Raw genomic sequence first — 18142 nt, 5'->3', positions numbered from 1 at the left:
AGCGCCCGGTCGCAAACTGTAGCCAACGAATTTAGTTAGGAGTGCTCCATGGCACGCGTCTGTCAAGTGACCGGGAAAGCGCCGATGGTCGGCAATAACGTTTCCCACGCAAACAACAAGACCAAGCGCCGTTTTCTGCCGAACCTGCAGAATCGCCGCTTCTGGGTCGAATCCGAAAACCGCTGGGTGAGCCTGCGCGTCTCGAACGCTGGTCTGCGCCTGATCGATAAAAAAGGCATCGACGAAGTGCTCGTGGACCTGCGCGCACGCGGCGAAGTCTAATTAGGAGTTAAACATGGCCAGCAAAGGCGGACGCGACAAGATCAAGCTGGAATCGACCGCAGGTACGGGTCATTTCTACACGACCACCAAGAACAAGCGCACCAAGCCGGAAAAGATGGAGATCATGAAGTTCGATCCCGTCGCCCGCAAGCACGTCGCTTACAAGGAAACCAAGATCAAGTAATCCTCGCGGATTGCGCATCTTGTTTCCGTCGGCATGACCGACAGCAAAAACCCGCTTTCAGGCGGGTTTTTTGTTGCCTGCTGTTTGGCGCATGCTGCGGTGTACACTGCTCCTCTTTCCGATTGACATGCGACTGTGTTACCTCCAGCCGCGCCTGCACCGCATCCCGCGTCTTCCATGAATTTCGATGTTGCCGTTGTTGGCAGCGGCTTGGCGGGCCTGACCGTCGCCCTGCACCTAGCCGATCACCGCCGCGTGGTCGTCATCAGCAAACGCAGCCTGCCGGAAGGTGCCAGCGACTGGGCACAGGGCGGCATTGCCGCAGTGCTCGATTCGGGCGACAGCCATGACGAGCACGTCGACGACACGCTCATTGCCGGGGCAGGACTGTGCGATGAAGCCGCGACCCGCTACATCGTCGAGAACGGGCGCTCGGCCATTGAATGGCTGATCGGCCATGGCGTGCCCTTTACGCGTGACGAGCAGGCCGAACTCGGCTTCCACCTGACGCGTGAAGGCGGCCATCGCCATCGCCGCATCATCCACGCCGCCGATGCCACCGGCCATGCCGTGGTCACGACGCTGGTCGAGAAGGTGCGCAATCACCCGAACATCACGCTGCTGGAAGACCATTTCGCGATCGACCTGATTACCGACGCGAAGCTGGGCCTGTCCGGCATGCGCTGCCATGGCCTGTACGCGCTCGACATTGCGTCGGGCCACGTCAAGACGATTACCGCGAGCCAGACCGTGATGGCCACGGGCGGTGCGGGCAAGGTCTATCTCTATACGACGAATCCGGACACGGCCAGCGGCGACGGCATTGCCATGGCGTGGCGTGCGGGATGCCGCGTGGCGAACATGGAGTTCATCCAGTTCCACCCCACGTGCCTGTACCACCCGTTCGCGAAGTCCTTCCTGATTACCGAAGCCGTGCGCGGCGAAGGCGGCAAGCTGATCCTGCCCGACGGCACGCGCTTCATGCCTGCGCACGATGAGCGAGCGGAGCTGGCGCCGCGCGACATCGTCGCCCGCGCCATCGACTTTGAGATGAAGAAGCGCGGCCTGGACTGCGTCTATCTGGACATCAGCCATCAGAGCCCGGCGTTCCTCCAGGAGCATTTCCCGACCATCATGGCGCGCTGCCTGGAGCTGGGCATCGACATCACGCGCCAACCGATTCCCGTTGTGCCGGCAGCGCACTACACGTGCGGCGGCGTGGTGACGGACCATCTTGGGCGCACGGATATCGCTGGGTTGTACGCCGTCGGCGAGACGGCTTACACCGGCCTGCACGGCGCCAACCGGCTGGCGAGCAATTCGTTGCTGGAGTGCATGGTGATCGGGCGCGGCGCGGCGGAAGACATCCTTGCGCAACCGGCCTCGGACCCAACATCGGTGCAAATTCCCGCATGGGACGAAAGCCGCGTGACCGATCCCGATGAGGAAGTCGTCGTCTCGCACAACTGGGACGAACTGCGTCGCATGATGTGGAACTACGTCGGCATCGTGCGTACGAACAAGCGGCTGGAGCGGGCGCAGCACCGCATTGCGCTGTTGCGCGAAGAGATCACGGAGTACTACGCCAACTTCCGCGTGAGCCACGATCTGCTGGAATTGCGCAACCTCGTCGAGGCTGCCTCGCTCATCGTCGACAGCGCGCTGTCACGGCATGAGAGCCGCGGCCTGCATTTCTCGCGCGACTACCCCGAAACGTTGCCCAAGGCGCTGCCGACGGTCATGCAGCCGACCCATCGGCAGATCGCCCGGAAACGCTGAGGCCTGGGCTTAGTCGACGATCCGCAAAGAGAAGTCGGTTGCGCGCACGTCCTTCGTGAGCGCGCCGACGGAGATGCGGTCCACGCCCGTCTCGGCAAAGGTGCGGATCGTCTCGATGTTCACGCCGCCGGACACCTCCAGCAGCGCCCTTCCCGCGGTCACGCGCACAGCCTCGCGCATCGCAGCCGGCTCGAAGTTGTCGAGCAGCACAGAAGTGGCACCGGCCGCCAGCGCTTCATCCAGCTGCGCGAGCGTTTCCACCTCAATCTGGATCGTCACGCCGGCATTCAACGCCTGCGCCGCGCGCAGGGCCGCCGTCACACCACCTGCCGCCGCGATATGGTTTTCCTTGATGAGGATGCCGTCGTACAAGGCCAGACGCTGATTCTCGCCGCCACCGATCCGCACGGCGTACTTCTGCGCCAGGCGCAAGCCCGGCAGCGTCTTGCGCGTGTCGAGCACGCGGGCGCGCGTGCCTTCGACGGCTGCGGCGTAACGGGAAGTTGCCGTCGCCACACCGGACAGCAACTGCAGGAAGTTCAGCGACGGGCGTTCCGCCGTCAACAGCGAACGCGCTGGGCCTTCGATCTCGCACACCACGGAATCGGGCGCCATGCGATCGCCTTCGTGCTGGCGCCACGTGACGAGCAGCGTCGGGTCAACGGCGCGCATGCAGGCGTCGAACCAGGGCGTGCCGCAGAGCACAGCGTCCTCGCGCACGATCACGCGCGCGCGCGCATGGCGATCGGCGGGGATCAGCAAGCCAGTGCGGTCGCCCGTGCCGACGTCCTCTGCAATGGCTGCGGCCACGTTGGCGGCTAACGCCTCGCGCAGCGCCGGACCAAAGCTATCGAAAATTGCCTCAGCCGAAGCGGCAAGACTTGTCGTGTTCATCTGTGTTGCCGTCATGCCGGGCCGATTCCTTGGAAGAGTTGTGCGTTGGCGGCCAGGTCGCCTTGCGGGCGAACCGCGGCTTTCTCGCGCGCGGCAAAGTCGAGCATGCGGTCAATGCAGACCACGGCTTGCCGCCCGATGGCCGGATCGACGTGAATCTCGTTGCGACCGGTTTCCAGCACCTCGGCCAGATTGGTCAGCGCGTTCATCGCCATCCACGGGCAATGCGCGCAGCTCTTGCACGTGGCAGCGTTACCCGCCGTCGGGGCCTCGATGAAGCGCTTGCCGGGGGCGGCCATCCGCATCTTGTGCAGGATGCCATTGTCGGTCGCCACGATGAATTCCTGCGCCGACAACGACTGCGCCGCGGCAATCAGTTGCGAAGTCGAACCCACCACATCAGCCTGCGCCACCACCGATTCCGGCGATTCCGGATGCACGAGAATCTTCGCGTTCGGATGTTCGGCGCGCAGCAGGTCAAGCTCGACGCCCTTGAATTCGTCGTGCACCAGGCACGAGCCCTGCCACATCAGCATGTCGGCACCGGTCTGCTTCTGAATGTAGCTGCCGAGGTGGCGATCAGGGGCCCACAGGATCTTCTTTCCCTGAGCGTGCAGGTGCTGCACGATCTTCAGGCCAATGGACGAGGTCACCATCCAGTCGGCGCGCGCCTTCACTGCGGCGCTGGTATTGGCATAGACGACCACGGTGCGATCCGGATGCGCATCGCAGAAGGCGGCGAACTCATCCGGCGGGCAACCGAGATCCAACGAGCAGGTGGCGTCAAGATCCGGCATCAGCACGGTCTTCTCGGGGCTCAGAATCTTGGCGGTCTCGCCCATGAAGCGCACGCCCGCCACGACCAATGTCTTGGCCGAATGATCACGGCCAAAGCGCGCCATTTCCAGCGAATCGGATACGCAGCCACCGGTCTCTTCGGCCAGGTCCTGCAGGTCGGCGTCCACGTAGTAGTGCGCAACCAACACGGCCTCGCGCTCCTTGAGCAGGCGCTTGATGCGGGCCTTCAGGTCGTCGCGTTCCTCGCGCGACAGCACCGGCGGCACCTTGGCCCAGGCATGGGCGACGCAGCTTGCACCGGATTGCGCCTCGGAAAGCATATCCGGGCGCTCGAATTCAACCGTCTTGATGTGGGTTTCCATGGTGGTCTCCGCGTCCATTCGCGCTGTGAAGGCGCCAAGAAGCTGGCGCGGCAATGAAACGGACGGCGTGTGAGGAGGACTGGCACCGCGATACATTGTCGCGGCGTATTAAAAATGGGAATTGGGGCAGTTTACCCAAAAGAAAAGCCCCGCTGCGGAGCGGGGCTTCACCTATGAAACAAGAAACTCAGGCGTAGCGGCGCAGGCGCACAGCAAATTCCTGCAGTGCGTGGATACCGCTTTCCTCAGCGCGCTTACACCATTCCTGCAGCTGATGCAGCAGTTGCTCGCGCGTGGCGTTCGAACGGCCCCACAGGGCGCCAAGCTCGCGGCGCATCTCAACGAAGGTGTGCAGCGCCGAGTGGTCCGACACGATTTGCGAGAGCTGCTCGCGCTGCGGCGCGCCCAGCTTGGTCTCGTCGCGGTGGAACCACTTGCGGGCGGGCTTCAGCGCGCGGTACTCGACAGCGCGCGAATCCTTCAGCTTGGCCAGCTCCTGGCGATAGGCTGCCTTGACGGTCTTGGCATAGCGGGCCATCACGTCGTAGCGGTTGGCGATGATGGCTTCCAGCGTGTTCTGGTCGACCGGCTTCACGTCGCCAAAGCGGGCCTTGGGCGCCACCTTCTTGACCTTCGCCAAACCGACGATTTCGAGCGCGCGGATGTAGCCCCAGCCGATGTCGAATTCATACCACTTGACCGAGAACTTGGCCGACGTGGCGTACGTGTGGTGGTTGTTGTGCAGCTCTTCGCCGCCGATGATGATGCCCCACGGCGACACGTTCGTCGAAGCGTCTTCGCAGTCGAAGTTGCGGTAGCCCCAGAAGTGGCCCAGACCGTTGATGATGCCGGCAGCGTGGATTGGAATCCACAGCATCTGCACGGCCCACACCGTCAGGCCCAGCGCACCGAACATCAGCACGTCGAGGATCAGCATCAAACCGACGCCTTGCCACGTGAACTTCGAATACACGTTCTTCTCGACCCAATCGTCCGGCGTACCGTGGCCGAACTTCTGGATCGTTTCCTTGTTCTTGGCCTCAGCGCGATACAGCTCCGCGCCTTCCATCAGCACCTTGCGGATGCCTCGGGTCTGCGGGCTGTGCGGATCCTCTTCGGTTTCGCACTTCGCGTGGTGCTTGCGGTGAATGGCGGTCCATTCCTTCGTGACCATGCCGGTGGTCAGCCACAGCCAGAAACGGAAGAAGTGTCCGGCGATGGGATGCACGTCCAGCGCCCGGTGCGCTTGGCAGCGGTGCAGAAAAATCGTGACGCTGGCGATGGTGATGTGCGTCATCACCAGCGTGAAAATCAGGATTTGCCACCAGGCCCAATCCAGGGTGCCGTTGGCAAGGAAAGTCAGAAAGGAGTCGATCAAAGTGTTCTCCGTGGTCAACTCGGGTGATCAAAGCAGTTCTTGGTCCGTCAATCGAACAGACCATGCTGCCTCTTAAGGCCATCCGTTGTCGCAGCGTTACGACAACGGGGTCGTGTTGGCGGGGATTCGGGTGTTGGCACCCGGCTTGCGCGTCACATCGGCCAGCTTCCTGCCGCCACTTATATGACCTCCGCCCCTGCGCAATACAAGGCATTCGCAGCGCTTTGTCGCAAATACTGAGCCTTTGCGACGAGCCGTCTAATCCTTCGTGGGAGCAATCGGCATTTTAACCGAATACCCCCTCTATTCCATGGGGGAAAACCGCCGTTTTGACCTCGGACAAGGGGGCGCCGTTCCCCGCGCAGGTGTGTTAGGCCGAGGGGGACGGGTTCGATGCGGCTCCCGCATCACCCGAAGTGCTCGAAGCGCCCTGTTGCAGCGCCTGGGCCCCGAGCACCCGCACTTCACGTTGCGGGTATGGGATCTCGATGCCGGCTTCCTTGAAGCGGCGATAGATGGCGCGGTTCAGGTCGGATTGCACGCCGAGCTTGCCGTTGTGCGGATCGCCGATCCACACCCCAAGTTCGTATTCGATGCCGCTGTCGGCAAACAACGCCATGAAGGCGGCAGGCGCCGGCTCTGGCAGAACGCGCGGGATGCCCTCGGCGCATTGCAGCAGCAGCGCCAACACGCTTTCAGGATCAGCGGCATACGACGCCTGCACGCGCACCGCCACGCGCACGGTGCCGCGCTCGTTGTGGTTCTGCACGGCCTGCGCGACCATCAGTTCGTTCGGGACGAGCGTATCGCCATCGCCATTGCGCACCACGGTGTAGCGGGTGCGGATCTGCGTGACGATGCCGGTGTACGTGCTGACCGTGATCTGATCGCCCAGCTTGAGCGAGCGCTCCAGCAGGATGATGAAGCCCGAGACGTAATTGCTGGCGATCTTCTGCAAGCCGAAGCCCAGGCCGACGCCAAGCGCGCCGCCAAACACCGACAGCACCGTCAGATCGATGCCCACCAGCGACAGGCTCAGCAGCAGCGACACCAGCAGCAGCACCGCCTTGGTCACGCGCGACAGCACCACCTTCAGGTTGGCATCAATGGCCGAAGCACGCGTGATGCGGCTGTCCAGCCACGAGCCGAACCACATCGCCACGAGCACCGTGACGAGAATCCACACCACGCCCATCAGCATGGCCGCCAGGCTCACCTTCTGCTTGCCGCCCAGCGCAAAACGGATGCCGTCGAGGTAATCCACCACATCGCCGAGCACGCCCAGCACGTAGAGCACCATGCCGATCCACATCAGCGTGGTCAGCACGCGTTCTGCGAGGACGAGCATGCCGTGCAGCTCGCCGTTGGCCGACAGCACGCGGCGCAACACGTAGAAGCCGAGATACAGGATCGCCAGGCCAAACAGCGGCACCGCGGCCAGCCGGAACACGCTGATCGGCATGGTGCCAACCAGGGCATAGCGCGCGCCCACCACCAGCAACCAGCCGATCAGCGGGAACATCGCCCGCTCCAGGCTCGACCAGGCAAAACGCAGGGCGAACGTCTCGTTCACATGCGCCGCATGCAGGCGCCGCGAGATTGGCCGCGCAATCAGCCAGGCGGCAACGAGCATCAGCACCAGCGCGCCCAGTTGCCAGATGAAGCGCGGGCCACCGAGATCGGAGACGATGTCGTCGATCATGTGGCCCAGCGCAATGTGGTTCAGGTTCAGCGGCAATCCGTTCATAGGGTTGGCGGGTGATTGCAAACCCTTACTGGGTCCGATAGGGCAATGCGTCACCCACATGCTTCTGCCAGTTGGCGGCATAGCGCTGGGCGAGATCGGCGTCGCCGCGCACGATGAGTACGTTCTCGGCATTGCCGCGCTGCGCGGTCTGCGTGAAGTTGAAGCTGCCCGTGACCAGCACCGGATGCGCGCCGCGGGGGTCGATCACGATGACCTTGTTGTGCGCATTCTTGTAGCGCACCTCCAGCCAGACAGGGATGCCCGCGTTGGCGACCTCGGGCACACGGCTGCCGCCGGAGCGCGTCATCTGCTCGCGGTCGGCCAGCACACGCACATCCACGCCACGCTGATGCGCCGCGAGCAGTGCACGGGTAATCGCCTTATTCGACAGCAGATACGCCTGCACCAGCACCTGCTCACGCGCCTGGTCGATGGCATCGGCCAACAATCCTTCGATGTCGTCATCGGGCGTGAACGCGGCCTGCACCGTGCCCTTGGCGGGTTGCACCGGCGGCGCGCTGCGGGCCAGTGCGACGCCACCTGCAGCCAAGGCCAGCCATGCGGCCAGCAGCCAACCGAAGCGCCGCACCATCATGCGCGGCGCTCCAGCACGGCCGCGAAGAAGCCGTCGGTCTGGTGCGTGTGCGGATACAGCTCGAGGTAGGGCCCCATTTCCAGCGCGATCTTCTGCGCGGCCAGCACCTCGCCGGCGGGCACGAGCACGAAGTCTTCATGTGCCGCCAGGAACTGCTCCACCACCTGCTGGTTCTCGCGCGCCAGGACGCTGCAAGTCGCGTAGACGAGGCGGCCACCCGCCTTCAGCAGCCGCGCCGCCGATGTCAGGATCGACAGCTGCTTGGCCGACATTTCTTCCACGGCCTGCGCCGACTGGCGCCACTTCAGGTCCGGATTGCGGCGCAACGTGCCCAGGCCGCTGCACGGTGCGTCGACCAACACGCGATCGATCTTGCCCGCCAGACGCTTGACCTTGGCATCGTGCTCGCTGTCGATACGGCCCGGGTGCACGTTTGACAGACCGCTGCGCGCCAGTCGCGGGCCGAGGTTCGACAAGCGCTTTTCCGATACGTCGAAGGCATACAGGCGCCCGGTGGAGCGCATCGCCGCGCCAATCGCCAGGGTCTTGCCGCCGGCGCCGGCGCAGAAATCGACCACCATTTCGCCGCGCTTGGGTGCCAACAATTGGCACAGCAGTTGGCTGCCCTCGTCCTGCACCTCGACCGTGCCGTTGGTGAAGATGTCGAGCTTGTTCAACGCCGGCTTGCCGGCCAGGCGAATGCCCACCGGCGAGAGCGGCGCCGCAGCGCCTTCAATGCCGGCTTCGGCGAGCGTGGCGAGCACGGCGTCGCGCTCGCCCTTGAGCGTGTTCACACGCAGATCCAGCGGTGCTGGCGTCAACCACGCCTGAGCCAGCGCTTCGGTGAATTCCGCACCGTGCTGGGCAACCAGTGCGTCGAACAGCCAGTCGGGCAGATTGGCGCGCACGCGGGCCGCCAACGCGGCGCGGTCGCGGTTTTCCCAGCGATCCAGCCATTCGGCTTCGGCCGGGTTCAGGAACGGGGCAATCGGCTCACGTCCGGCCGTCTGCAACAAGCCGAGCAGTACCAGACGGCGACGCGCCGGGCCCGTGCCGCTCTCGGCAAACTGGCCGAATTCCACCTTGCGGCGCAACACGGCAAAGGCCGCTTCGGCGATGATGCCGCGCTCGCGGTGGCCAAGTTCGTGGTGCTCGCGGAAGTATTGGCTGACCACCATGTCGGCGGGCGCCGCAAAGTGCAGCAGGCGAGCAAGCACCTTGTCGAGGTGCTCCAGATGGCTGCCATGCACGCCCGTGCGGGGACGCGGAGCGCTGCGGGGGGCAGGCTTGCCCTGCGGTGCGCGATACCAGCCACCGCCACCCGAACCCGCACGCTTGTTGCCTGATCCGCCGTTTCCGTTGCCGCGCGAACGCTGACGATCCTGGCTCATGCTGCCTCCCGGGCGTTGACGCCAATGACAAGCTGCGATTCATCCGGCGAGACGCGCACAACACCGTCTTCGATCGACAACCGCCCTTCCACGAACCAGCGCACGGCACGCGGGTAGATCGTGTGTTCCTGTACCAGCAGCCGCCCGGCGAGCGAGTCAGGCGTGTCGTCCTGACGCACGTCGATGATGGCCTGCAGCACGATCGGGCCGTGGTCCAGGTCAGCGGTCACGAAATGCACTGTGGCGCCGTGCACCTTCACGCCCATGGCCAGCGCGGCCTCGTGCGTATGCAAACCAGGGAAGCACGGCAGCAGAGATGGGTGAATGTTCAGCATGCGACCCGCGTAGCGCTTTACAAAGCCGGGCGTAAGGATGCGCATGAAACCGGCCAGCACCACGAGATCAGGCGAAAAGCCGTCGATCACCTGCGCCAGAGCGGCGTCGAAGCTGTCGCGATCGGGGAAAGCCTTGTGGTCGACCACCGCGGTCGCAATGCCGTGCGACGCGGCAAATTTAAGTCCTGCCGCTTCGGGCCGATTAGAAATGACGGCGGCAATGCGTCCCGACCAACCTTCGGCCTGACAGGCGCGGACAATGGCTTCCATATTGGAGCCGCGTCCGGAAATGAGAATGACGATGTTTTTCATCGCGGCATTTTATCAAGTGCGCCGCAGTTCCCCGAGAAAATCGGGTGTGACGGCTGCGGGGCCATGCCGCGGGCGCTTTTGCAGGCACCGTGGCATTTTGCCGACGCGTGCCGGCAAAAACCCTGTCGCGCCGGCAAAAGGAAGGGGCAACCGTTGGCGTGCTTTGGCGCGCTCTGATAATCTCAGCACCATAATTGTCCGCGCTCCCGAGGGGTCGGGTGTGCAGCCAGCGATGATCCGACGCGTATCCGGCGGCCGTTCATCCCGCGCTGCAACATCGTGCGGGCGATACCGTGACGGTCGATCGGCACAGGGTGATACGCCCGGCCCGTCGACCATCGCCCGCGCCGGGTCGACACGCGTACAACAACAAGAGGGCCCTGCCCTCACCGGGGAATAAGAATGACGAGCTCGCTGCGTAGCCTGCTGGTGGTCGACGACCACCCTCTCGCCTTGTCTGGCACGACCACGTTTCTTGCACACGCCTTGCCTGAAGTTCAGGTGCACGCGGCCATTGGCCGGCGCCAGGCGCTTGCGCTGGTCGAAGAAGGCGTCCGTCCGGACGTCGTGCTGCTGGACGTGTGGCTGTCCGACTGCACCGGCTTCGACGCCATGCGGGAGCTGCGCGGCAAACTGCCGGAAGCGCGCTTTGCCTTCATGTCGGCGGAAAACACGCCGGAAATCGTCGCCAAGGCCCAAGCGCTGGGCGCCATCGGCTTCATCGGCAAGCACGCCGATGCGCATGCCTTCTCCAAGGCAGTCGCCGGCATCTTTGGCGGCGATGCATCCTTCCCGTCGGAAGACGATATGGGCGGCACGAACGGCAAGGGCGGCGCCTCGCACGGCATCCCGATCACGCCGGCGGAACTGGGGCTGACGCCGCGTCAGGGCTCGGTGCTGGCGCTGCTGCTCGAAGGTCTGCCGAACAAGTCGATTGCGCGCCAGTTGGGCCTGACGGAGAACACCGTCAAAGAACACGTCTCAGCGATTTTGCAGCGGCTCGGCGTGCGCACGCGCATCCAGATCATTTCGCGCATGGAGCGCTTCCGCCTGACAGGCGCGGCCTGATCTGCACGCTTGGCCTGACCATCACGGCGCCGCCATCGACGGCGCCGTTTCACATTCCCGTCCGTATCAGTAAGCGACCTGCGGCTCGGCTGAGCGGCCGCGCAGCCAGCGCTTGAGCAGCACGCGCAGCATGTTCGGGTCCATCGGCTTGGCCAGCAGCAGGTAGCCGGCTTCTTCGGCGCGCGCCAGGGCGGCGGAGTTGCGATCGCCGGTCAGCAGCACAGCGTGGGCATCGGGGTGGCTGACCTGCCAGCGCTCAAGTAGTTGCAGGCCGTCTTCCTCGCCGGGCAGGCGCAAGTCGCAGAAGATGATCTGCGGACGGATGCCGCGCGCGAGCAGTTGCTCGGCGGAACGGCCGTCTGCGGCGCTGTGGACTTCCACGCCCCACGCTTCGAGCAGCGCGTGCCAGGCCTTGCGGATCTGCGGGTCGTCATCCACGACCAGCACCACGCCGGAGAACCGCGGCTGATCTAGCACGGCGCGCTTCTGCTCGGCGCGCGGTTGCGTCGCCAGCGGCGCCTTGATCTCCGCGGGCACGGGCCGCAGCGCCATCCAGAACATCGAGCCGCGCCCCGGCACCGAGCGCACGCCGAACGTGCCGCGCAGCAGACGCACACATTCCTTGTAGATCGACAGGCCCAAACCGAGACCCTGGCTCGGATCGCGCTCGGGGTTTTCGACCTGGTAATACGTCGAGAAGATGTCTTTCTGGTGCTCAGGCGCGATGCCGATGCCGGTATCCCAGACCTCGATCCGCAGATGCTTCTGGCGCACGCGCAGCGCCACCATCACGCCCCCGCGCTCGGTGTAGCGCAGCGCGTTTTGCAGGAGGTTGAACAGCGCCCGGCGCAGCAGCACCGGCTCGGCCATCCCGAATACGGGCAGCGGCGGGATGCGCGCCGCGAGCGTCAGGCCCTTGGCGCGTGCATCCGGCATGAACTGCTGAACCACCTCGGTGATCACTTCGCCCAGATCCACCGGCTCCAGCGTCGGCGAGGTCTTGCGGCTCTCCAGCTTGGACAAGTCCAGCAGCGAGCGGAACAGCAAATCGATGGTCGCAGCGCCCGAAGCGAGTTGCTCCACGAGCGGCGCCAAGGATTCAGACTGGTTGCGCGCCCGTAGCGCCTCCACCAGCAGCACGATCGCATGCACAGGCTGGCGCAAGTCGTGGCTGGCCGCGGCCAGGAAGCGCGATTTTTCTTCCGACGCCGACAATGCGCGCTGCTTTTCATCCTGGTAGCGGCGCGCGAGCTGGCGGCTCTCGTTCTCCAGCTGGATTTCGCGCACCAGCGTGTTGTGGATGTTCACGGCATGCCGCGTCAGCAGCGCCGCAAAAAACAGCAGCACGCCGCGCAAATACAGCCCGTGCCCCGGAAACGCCTGCTCGGCCAGCACAAAGTGCGGCGCCAGGATGCCCGTTCCGAGGATCAGCAAACTGGATGGCACCGGCGCCTGCGACAACACCGCCGCCGCCGCCACACCGATGATCACGATCATCAGCAGGCTGCTGAACTCCAGCGACGGCGACATCAGATACAGCCCTGCCGAACAGCCCCACGCCACCCCGCCCACCGCCGACATGACGTGCATGCCCGTCCACCACTTGCGGGTGTGCGCGGCCAGCGTCATGCGGGTCAGGTCGTAGCGATAACCAAAATAGAAGCGCAGGCCCGACGCCGTCAGGCACAGCATGATCAGGCACCAGCCCAGCAGCCCCGGCCGGTTCGAGGCATCCCAGAATGCGGCGACCGTCAAGGCAGGCAGGACGACCGAGGCGGCAATCCCCATGGGCGCCCCGCGATGCACGGCGGCGAGCAGCTTGGCTCGGGCATCCAGTTCAAGCGGCGCGCGGCTGGCAAGCCCGAACTTGGCGAAGAAAAGGCGCAGCGAGGCGTTCAAGGAGATGTCGGCAAGAAACTGGATACCGGATTGTGCCGCAAGCATGAACCGCGCGGGCGCATCGTTCGGACGATTGTGCAACACCCAGCTTCATCCTCCCTTGACCCGCCGGGGATGGGGCAATCCCTTATATAATGTGCGTTTTGCTGGATTTTGGCCGGCTGCCGCGCCAATCCGGTACAAAACGCACTTCCCCCTTCCTCGACCACCGACGCTTCTCGTGAAAGTCTTTCGCGGCCTGCCCAACGCCGAAAGTCGCGCGCCTTGCGCGTTGACCATCGGCAACTTCGACGGCGTGCACCGCGGGCACCAGTCTCTGCTGGCCCGCGCACGCGCGGCGGCCGACGCACGCGGATTGCCGCTCACGGTGATGACGTTCGAGCCGCATCCGCGCGAATTCTTCATGCCGGACCGCGCGCCCACCCGCATCGCCCTGCTGCGCGACAAGCTGGAAAGCCTGCGCCGCCAGGGCGTCGATCGCGTGGTCGTGGAGCATTTCAACGCGCATTTTGCCGGCCAAACGCCCGACGAATTCGTCCGCAATGTTCTGGTGGATGGTCTGCACGCGCGCTGGCTGCTGGTGGGCGATGACTTCCGCTTTGGCGCCAAGCGCGCCGGAGATTTCACCTACCTGCAGGCCGCCGGCGCGCAGTTCGGCTTTGAAGTCGAGCAGATGGGCTCGGTGTCGGAGTCCGGCATCCGCATCTCCAGCTCGGCGGTGCGCGAGGCCCTGTCCGCGGGCGACCTCGAACATGCCCGCCGCCTGCTCGGTCACGGTTATGCCATCAGCGGGCACGTGGTGCATGGGCAAAAGCTCGGCCGCTCGCTCGGCTTCCCGACGCTGAATCTGCGCATCTCGCACCGCAAGCCGGCAGTGGCCGGCATCTTTGTCGTGCAGGTGCACGGGCTGGCTGAAAAACCGCTGCCTGCCGTCGCCAGCATTGGCGTACGCCCGACGGTGGACGACTCCGGCCGCGTGCTGCTGGAAGTGCATGTCTTTGATTACAACGCCAGCGTCTACGGCAAGCTGGTCCGCGTGGAATTCATGAAGAAGCTGCGCGACGAGGCTCGCTACGATTCGCTCGATGCGCTCAAGGACGCCATCGCGCAGGACTGTGTTCACGCGCGGCAGTTCTTCGGCCTGCCCGTTCCGCCGGCCGGCGAGTCGCCAATGCTTCGGCGCGACTTCGCCACCTCCGCCACCGACCGAATTCAGTAGGCGGCCGACACGTTCGCCGCCCAGAAGCCACACGCTGCGCACGCGCGCCCTGCACTGTCAGCCGCGCCTGCACCCACCCGAATTGCCCGAATCTGCCCCACATCACACCATGTCCGATTCCAAGAAGCCTACGCCGGAGAAGAGCAAGTACCCGGTCAACCTGCTGGACACGCCCTTCCCCATGCGCGGCGACCTGCCCAAGCGCGAACCGCTGTGGGTCAAGCAATGGCAGGACAAGCAGCTCTACAAGAAGATCCGCGCCGCGCGCAAAGGCGCGAAGAAGTTCATCCTTCACGACGGCCCGCCGTATGCCAACGGCGATCTGCACATCGGCCACGCGGTCAACAAGATCCTCAAGGACATGGTGATCAAGGCGCGCGGCCTGACCGGCCTGGACGCCGTCTACGTGCCGGGCTGGGACTGCCACGGCATGCCGATCGAAATCCAGATCGAAAAGCAATTTGGCAAGGGCCTGCCGGTCAAGGAAGTACAAGAGAAAGCGCGTGCCTACGCCACGGGCCAGATCGCACGCCAGAAGGCGGATTTCGAACGCCTGGGCGTGCTGGGCGACTGGGCCGATCCGTACCTGACCATGAACTTCCGCAACGAAGCGGATGAAGTGCGCGCGCTGGGCAAGATCCTGGAAAAGGGCTACGTGTTCCGCGGCCTGAAGCCGGTCAACTGGTGCTTCGACTGCGGCTCGGCATTGGCTGAGGCGGAAGTCGAATACGCGGATCGCACCGACCTGTCGATCGACGTCGGCTTCCCATTCGCCGACATCGACGCGCTGGCGAGCGCCTTCCACGTCGGCGCCGATGTGCTCAAGGCCAAGCCGGGCTGGATCGTGATCTGGACCACCACGCCGTGGACGATCCCTTCCAACCAGGCGCTGAACCTGCACCCGGAAATCGAATACGCGCTGGTCGACACGCCGCGCGGGCTGCTGATCGTCGCCAAAGAGCGCGTCGAGGCCTGCCTGCAAAGCTGGAAGCTCGAAGGCACCGTGCTGGCCACCTGCGAAGGTGCAGCCCTGTCGGGCGTGCGTTTCCACCACCCGCTTGCCAAGATGGACGCGGGCTACGACCGCACCTCGCCGGTCTATCTGGGCGACTACGTGACCATCGACACCGGCACCGGCATCGTCCACTCCGCGCCCGCCTACGGCGTGGAAGACTTCCAGTCGTGCAAGGCCCACAACATGCCCGACTCGGAAATCATCAACCCGGTGATGGGCAACGGCGTGTACGCATCGACGCTGCCGCTGTTCGGCGGCCAGATGATCTGGGATGCCAATCCGAAGATCGTCGAGGTGCTGCGCGACTCGGGCAACCTGTTCGATGCGCACAAGTACGCGCATAGCTACATGCACTGCTGGCGCCACAAGACGCCGATCATCTATCGCGCCACGTCGCAGTGGTTTGCGGGGATGGACGTGCAGCCTAACGACGGCAACGCCACGCTGCGCGAAACGGCGCTCGCCGGCATCGATGCCACCGCGTTCTATCCGTCGTGGGGCAAGCAGCGCCTGCACAACATGATCGCCAACCGCCCGGACTGGACGCTGTCGCGCCAGCGCCAATGGGGCGTGCCGATGGCCTTCTTCGTGCACAAGGAAACCGGCGCGCTGCACCCGCGCACGCCTGAGCTGCTGGAACAGGTCGCGCAGCGCATCGAACAAAGCGGCATCGAAGCCTGGCAGACGCTCGACCCGCGCGAGCTGCTCGGCGACGAGGCTGACATGTACGAGAAGAATCGCGACACGCTCGACGTGTGGTTCGACTCGGGCACGACGCACTGGCACGTCATCCGCGGCTCGCATGCGGCGGATCTGTATGACGCTTCGGCCGACCTGCCGGACGGTCGCCTGGCCGATCTGTACCTGGAAGGCTCCGACCAGCACCGCGGCTGGTTCCACTCGTCGCTGCTGACCGCTTCGATGCTGTACGGCAAGCCGCCGTACAAGGGCCTGCTCACGCACGGCTTCACGGTGGACGGCGAAGGCCGGAAGATGTCGAAGTCGATCGGCAACACGATCGCGCCGCAGGAAATCGCCAACAAGATGGGCGCCGAGATCATCCGCCTGTGGGTGGCCTCGACCGACTACTCGGGCGAACTCGCCATCTCGGACGAAATTCTCAAGCGCGTGGTGGAAGGCTATCGCCGCATCCGCAACACGCTGCGCTTCCTGCTCGCCAACCTGACCGACTACGATCACGCCAAACACGCGCTGCCGACCGAGCAATGGCTCGAAATCGACCGCTATGCCGTGGCGCTAACGGATGCGTTGCAGAAGGAAGTCCTGTCGCACTACGACGTGTATGAATTCCACCCGGTCGTCGCCAAGCTGCAGACGTTCTGCTCGGAAGACCTGGGCGGCTTCTACCTCGACGTGCTGAAGGACCGCCTGTACACCACGGCGCCCGATTCCATCGCGCGCCGCTCGGCACAGAACGCGCTGTATCACATCACCCAGGCCATGCTGCACTGGATGGCGCCGTTCCTGTCGTTCACGGCCGAAGAGGCGTGGCAGGTCTTCGCACACGGCACCGAGCACACCGACACCATCTTCACCAGCACCTACTACGACGCCCCGGTGCCGCAAGGCGCCAGCGCGCTGCTGGAGAAGTGGGCCGCCATCCGCAACGTGCGCGGCGAAGTGACGAAGCAACTGGAAGCACTGCGCATCGACGGCAAGATCGGCTCGTCGCTGCAGGCGGAAGTGACGGTCTCGGCGGGCGAATCGGTGCATGACGCATTGGCCAGCCTCGGCGACGACCTGCGCTTCGTGCTGATCACGTCGGCGGCGAAGCTGGAACGCGCCCCGGAAGGCGGCGATCTGCTCATCACCGTGGTGCCGTCGACGCACGCCAAGTGCGAGCGCTGCTGGCACTACCGCGCCGACGTCGGCCACGACCACGCCCACCCGACCCTCTGCAAGCGCTGCACCGACAACCTGTTCGGCGCCGGCGAACAACGGAGCGCTGCCTGATGGCCACTCGCAACAACGGCAAGAGCAAATCGATCGGGATGAAGAAGAGCGGCGGCGGTCATGGCGTGGGCCCCTGGCTCGGCCTGGCCGTCATCTGGATCCTGCTGGACCAGTTGACCAAGATCGCCGTCCTCAAAACCTTCACGTACGGCGAGTCGCGGCCGGTCACCGGCTTCTTCAACCTGGTGCTTGCCTATAACAAGGGAGCGGCGTTCTCGTTCCTGGCGGCGGCGGGCGGCTGGCAACGCTGGTTCTTCACGGGCCTGGGCGTGGCGGCTGCGCTGTTCATCGTGTGGCTGCTCAAGCGGCACAGCGGGCAGAAGATGTTCTGCTTTGCGCTGGCACTGATTCTGGGCGGCGCGCTGGGCAACGTGATCGACCGCGTCATCTACGGTCACGTGGTGGACTTCCTCGACTTCTACCTGCACAACTACCACTGGCCCGCCTTCAACGTGGCGGACTGCGGTATCTGCATCGGCGCGGTGCTGCTGATCGTCGACGAACTGCGGCGCGTGCGTCGCTAAGGCTGCCGTGTCAAACCTCCAGCATTGGAACGGCGAAGCGGTGCTGTGCCTCGATGAGGCCGGCCCGCGCATCGCCAGCGAACAGGACGCACTGGATCATCTGATCGGCGAGGCGCTGGGGCATGGCGCATCGATGGTTGCCGTGCCGGTCAGCCGCCTCGACGCCGCGTTCTTTGCGCTGCGCACCGGCCTGGCCGGCGGCATCGCGCAGAAGATCACGAACTACCGGTTGAAGCTGGCCGTGGTCGGCGACATCTCGGCGCACCTGGACGCCAGCAGCGCGCTGCGCGACTGGGTGCGGGAATCCAACAAGCGCGACACGATCCGCTTCGTCCCGTCCCTGGACGACCTGGCCGCCGATGCGCGGCCCATGCCTGCCGAATGAG

Annotated in this window: 16 protein-coding genes; 8 read left to right on the top strand and 8 right to left on the bottom strand. The window is 64.7% G+C overall.

Going from position 1 to position 18142, the window contains the following annotated elements; translation table 11 throughout:
• Nucleotides 1-48 precede the first annotated feature (48 nt).
• The 3 genes from rpmB (at nucleotide 49) to nadB (ending at nucleotide 2245) form a co-directional block, all read left to right on the top strand.
• Nucleotides 49-282: a 50S ribosomal protein L28 gene (rpmB, locus tag N511_RS0119090; protein WP_004631999.1), complete on the top strand. Its 234-nt coding sequence runs from the start codon at nucleotides 49-51 to the stop codon at nucleotides 280-282.
• A 13-nt stretch (nucleotides 283-295) separates the two neighbouring features.
• Nucleotides 296-466, top strand: coding sequence for a 50S ribosomal protein L33 (rpmG, locus tag N511_RS0119085; protein ID WP_003262397.1), 171 nt, complete (start codon nucleotides 296-298; stop codon nucleotides 464-466).
• A 177-nt stretch (nucleotides 467-643) separates the two neighbouring features.
• The gene (nadB, locus tag N511_RS0119080; RefSeq protein WP_027680735.1) at nucleotides 644-2245 is read left to right on the top strand and encodes an L-aspartate oxidase; all 1602 of its coding nucleotides are present in this window, start codon (nucleotides 644-646) and stop codon (nucleotides 2243-2245) included.
• A 9-nt stretch (nucleotides 2246-2254) separates the two neighbouring features.
• Here nadB and nadC read toward each other — a convergent pair whose 3' ends face one another.
• The 7 genes from nadC to purN form a co-directional block, all read right to left on the bottom strand.
• On the bottom strand, nucleotides 2255-3154 hold the full coding sequence (nadC, locus tag N511_RS0119075; protein ID WP_027680734.1) for a carboxylating nicotinate-nucleotide diphosphorylase: 900 nt from the start codon (nucleotides 3152-3154) through the stop codon (nucleotides 2255-2257).
• Nucleotides 3151-4299, bottom strand: coding sequence for a quinolinate synthase NadA (gene nadA / locus N511_RS0119070; RefSeq protein ID WP_027680733.1), 1149 nt, complete (start codon nucleotides 4297-4299; stop codon nucleotides 3151-3153). Before nadA ends, nadC begins: the two co-directional genes overlap by 4 nt.
• A 187-nt stretch (nucleotides 4300-4486) precedes the next feature.
• Nucleotides 4487-5677, bottom strand: a complete 1191-nt coding sequence (locus tag N511_RS0119065) for a DesA family fatty acid desaturase (protein ID WP_009241308.1) — start codon at nucleotides 5675-5677, stop codon at nucleotides 4487-4489.
• 370 nt (nucleotides 5678-6047) lie between these two features.
• On the bottom strand, nucleotides 6048-7424 hold the full coding sequence (locus N511_RS0119060; RefSeq protein WP_027680732.1) for a mechanosensitive ion channel family protein: 1377 nt from the start codon (nucleotides 7422-7424) through the stop codon (nucleotides 6048-6050).
• A 25-nt stretch (nucleotides 7425-7449) separates the two neighbouring features.
• Nucleotides 7450-8019, bottom strand: coding sequence for a phospholipase D family nuclease (locus tag N511_RS0119055; RefSeq protein ID WP_009241310.1), 570 nt, complete (start codon nucleotides 8017-8019; stop codon nucleotides 7450-7452).
• Nucleotides 8016-9410, bottom strand: coding sequence for an RsmB/NOP family class I SAM-dependent RNA methyltransferase (locus N511_RS0119050; RefSeq protein WP_027680731.1), 1395 nt, complete (start codon nucleotides 9408-9410; stop codon nucleotides 8016-8018). The genes N511_RS0119055 and N511_RS0119050 overlap by 4 nt, the downstream gene beginning before the upstream one ends.
• Nucleotides 9407-10057, bottom strand: a complete 651-nt coding sequence (purN, locus tag N511_RS0119045; RefSeq protein WP_027680730.1) for a phosphoribosylglycinamide formyltransferase — start codon at nucleotides 10055-10057, stop codon at nucleotides 9407-9409. Before purN ends, N511_RS0119050 begins: the two co-directional genes overlap by 4 nt.
• 402 nt (nucleotides 10058-10459) lie before the next feature.
• On the opposite strand from purN, the gene N511_RS0119040 reads away from it, so the two are divergent.
• Entirely contained in the window at nucleotides 10460-11125 is a 666-nt protein-coding gene (locus tag N511_RS0119040) for a response regulator transcription factor (protein WP_027680729.1), read from the top strand.
• Between the two features lie 66 nt (nucleotides 11126-11191).
• Here N511_RS0119040 and N511_RS0119035 read toward each other — a convergent pair whose 3' ends face one another.
• Nucleotides 11192-13024 carry an ATP-binding response regulator gene (locus tag N511_RS0119035; protein ID WP_027680728.1) on the bottom strand — a complete coding sequence of 611 codons (1833 nt, stop codon included), beginning with the start codon at nucleotides 13022-13024 and terminating at the stop codon, nucleotides 11192-11194.
• 220 nt (nucleotides 13025-13244) lie between these two features.
• Here N511_RS0119035 and N511_RS0119030 point away from each other — a divergent pair, with 220 nt between their 5' ends.
• The 4 genes from N511_RS0119030 (at nucleotide 13245) to N511_RS0119015 (ending at nucleotide 18141) form a co-directional block, all read left to right on the top strand.
• Complete coding sequence (locus tag N511_RS0119030; protein WP_027680727.1) at nucleotides 13245-14243, top strand: bifunctional riboflavin kinase/FAD synthetase; 999 nt, start codon at nucleotides 13245-13247, stop codon at nucleotides 14241-14243.
• A 109-nt stretch (nucleotides 14244-14352) separates the two neighbouring features.
• A complete protein-coding gene (ileS, locus tag N511_RS0119025) occupies nucleotides 14353-17232 on the top strand; it encodes an isoleucine--tRNA ligase (RefSeq protein WP_027680726.1) in 2880 nt (959 codons plus the stop codon).
• The gene (gene lspA / locus N511_RS0119020) at nucleotides 17232-17756 is read left to right on the top strand and encodes a signal peptidase II (RefSeq protein WP_027680725.1); all 525 of its coding nucleotides are present in this window, start codon (nucleotides 17232-17234) and stop codon (nucleotides 17754-17756) included. Before ileS ends, lspA begins: the two co-directional genes overlap by 1 nt.
• A gap of 7 nt (nucleotides 17757-17763) precedes the next feature.
• Entirely contained in the window at nucleotides 17764-18141 is a 378-nt protein-coding gene (locus tag N511_RS0119015; RefSeq protein WP_027680724.1) for a DUF4180 domain-containing protein, read from the top strand.
• Nucleotide 18142: the final 1 nt, after the last annotated feature.

It is taken from the genome of Ralstonia sp. UNC404CL21Col, assembly GCF_000620465.1.
Lineage (GTDB): Bacteria > Pseudomonadota > Gammaproteobacteria > Burkholderiales > Burkholderiaceae > Ralstonia > Ralstonia flatus.
The sequence above is the reverse complement of the archived record's forward strand: the minus strand, read 5'-3'. Positions and strand labels throughout refer to the sequence as shown.

What these genes read in the sequence shown, in the direction of transcription:
- rpmB (WP_004631999.1), top strand. Translation starts at nt 49, where the DNA reads ATGGCACGCGTCTGTCAAGTGACCGGGAAAGCGCCGATGGTCGGCAAT.
- nadA (WP_027680733.1), bottom strand. Translation starts at nt 4,299, where the DNA reads ATGGAAACCCACATCAAGACGGTTGAATTCGAGCGCCCGGATATGCTT.
- lspA (WP_027680725.1), top strand. Translation starts at nt 17,232, where the DNA reads ATGGCCACTCGCAACAACGGCAAGAGCAAATCGATCGGGATGAAGAAG.
- purN (WP_027680730.1), bottom strand. Translation starts at nt 10,057, where the DNA reads ATGAAAAACATCGTCATTCTCATTTCCGGACGCGGCTCCAATATGGAA.
- N511_RS0119055 (WP_009241310.1), bottom strand. Translation starts at nt 8,019, where the DNA reads ATGATGGTGCGGCGCTTCGGTTGGCTGCTGGCCGCATGGCTGGCCTTG.
- N511_RS0119040 (WP_027680729.1), top strand. Translation starts at nt 10,460, where the DNA reads ATGACGAGCTCGCTGCGTAGCCTGCTGGTGGTCGACGACCACCCTCTC.
- ileS (WP_027680726.1), top strand. Translation starts at nt 14,353, where the DNA reads ATGTCCGATTCCAAGAAGCCTACGCCGGAGAAGAGCAAGTACCCGGTC.
- N511_RS0119050 (WP_027680731.1), bottom strand. Translation starts at nt 9,410, where the DNA reads ATGAGCCAGGATCGTCAGCGTTCGCGCGGCAACGGAAACGGCGGATCA.
- rpmG (WP_003262397.1), top strand. Translation starts at nt 296, where the DNA reads ATGGCCAGCAAAGGCGGACGCGACAAGATCAAGCTGGAATCGACCGCA.
- nadC (WP_027680734.1), bottom strand. Translation starts at nt 3,154, where the DNA reads ATGACGGCAACACAGATGAACACGACAAGTCTTGCCGCTTCGGCTGAG.
- N511_RS0119060 (WP_027680732.1), bottom strand. Translation starts at nt 7,424, where the DNA reads ATGAACGGATTGCCGCTGAACCTGAACCACATTGCGCTGGGCCACATG.
- nadB (WP_027680735.1), top strand. Translation starts at nt 644, where the DNA reads ATGAATTTCGATGTTGCCGTTGTTGGCAGCGGCTTGGCGGGCCTGACC.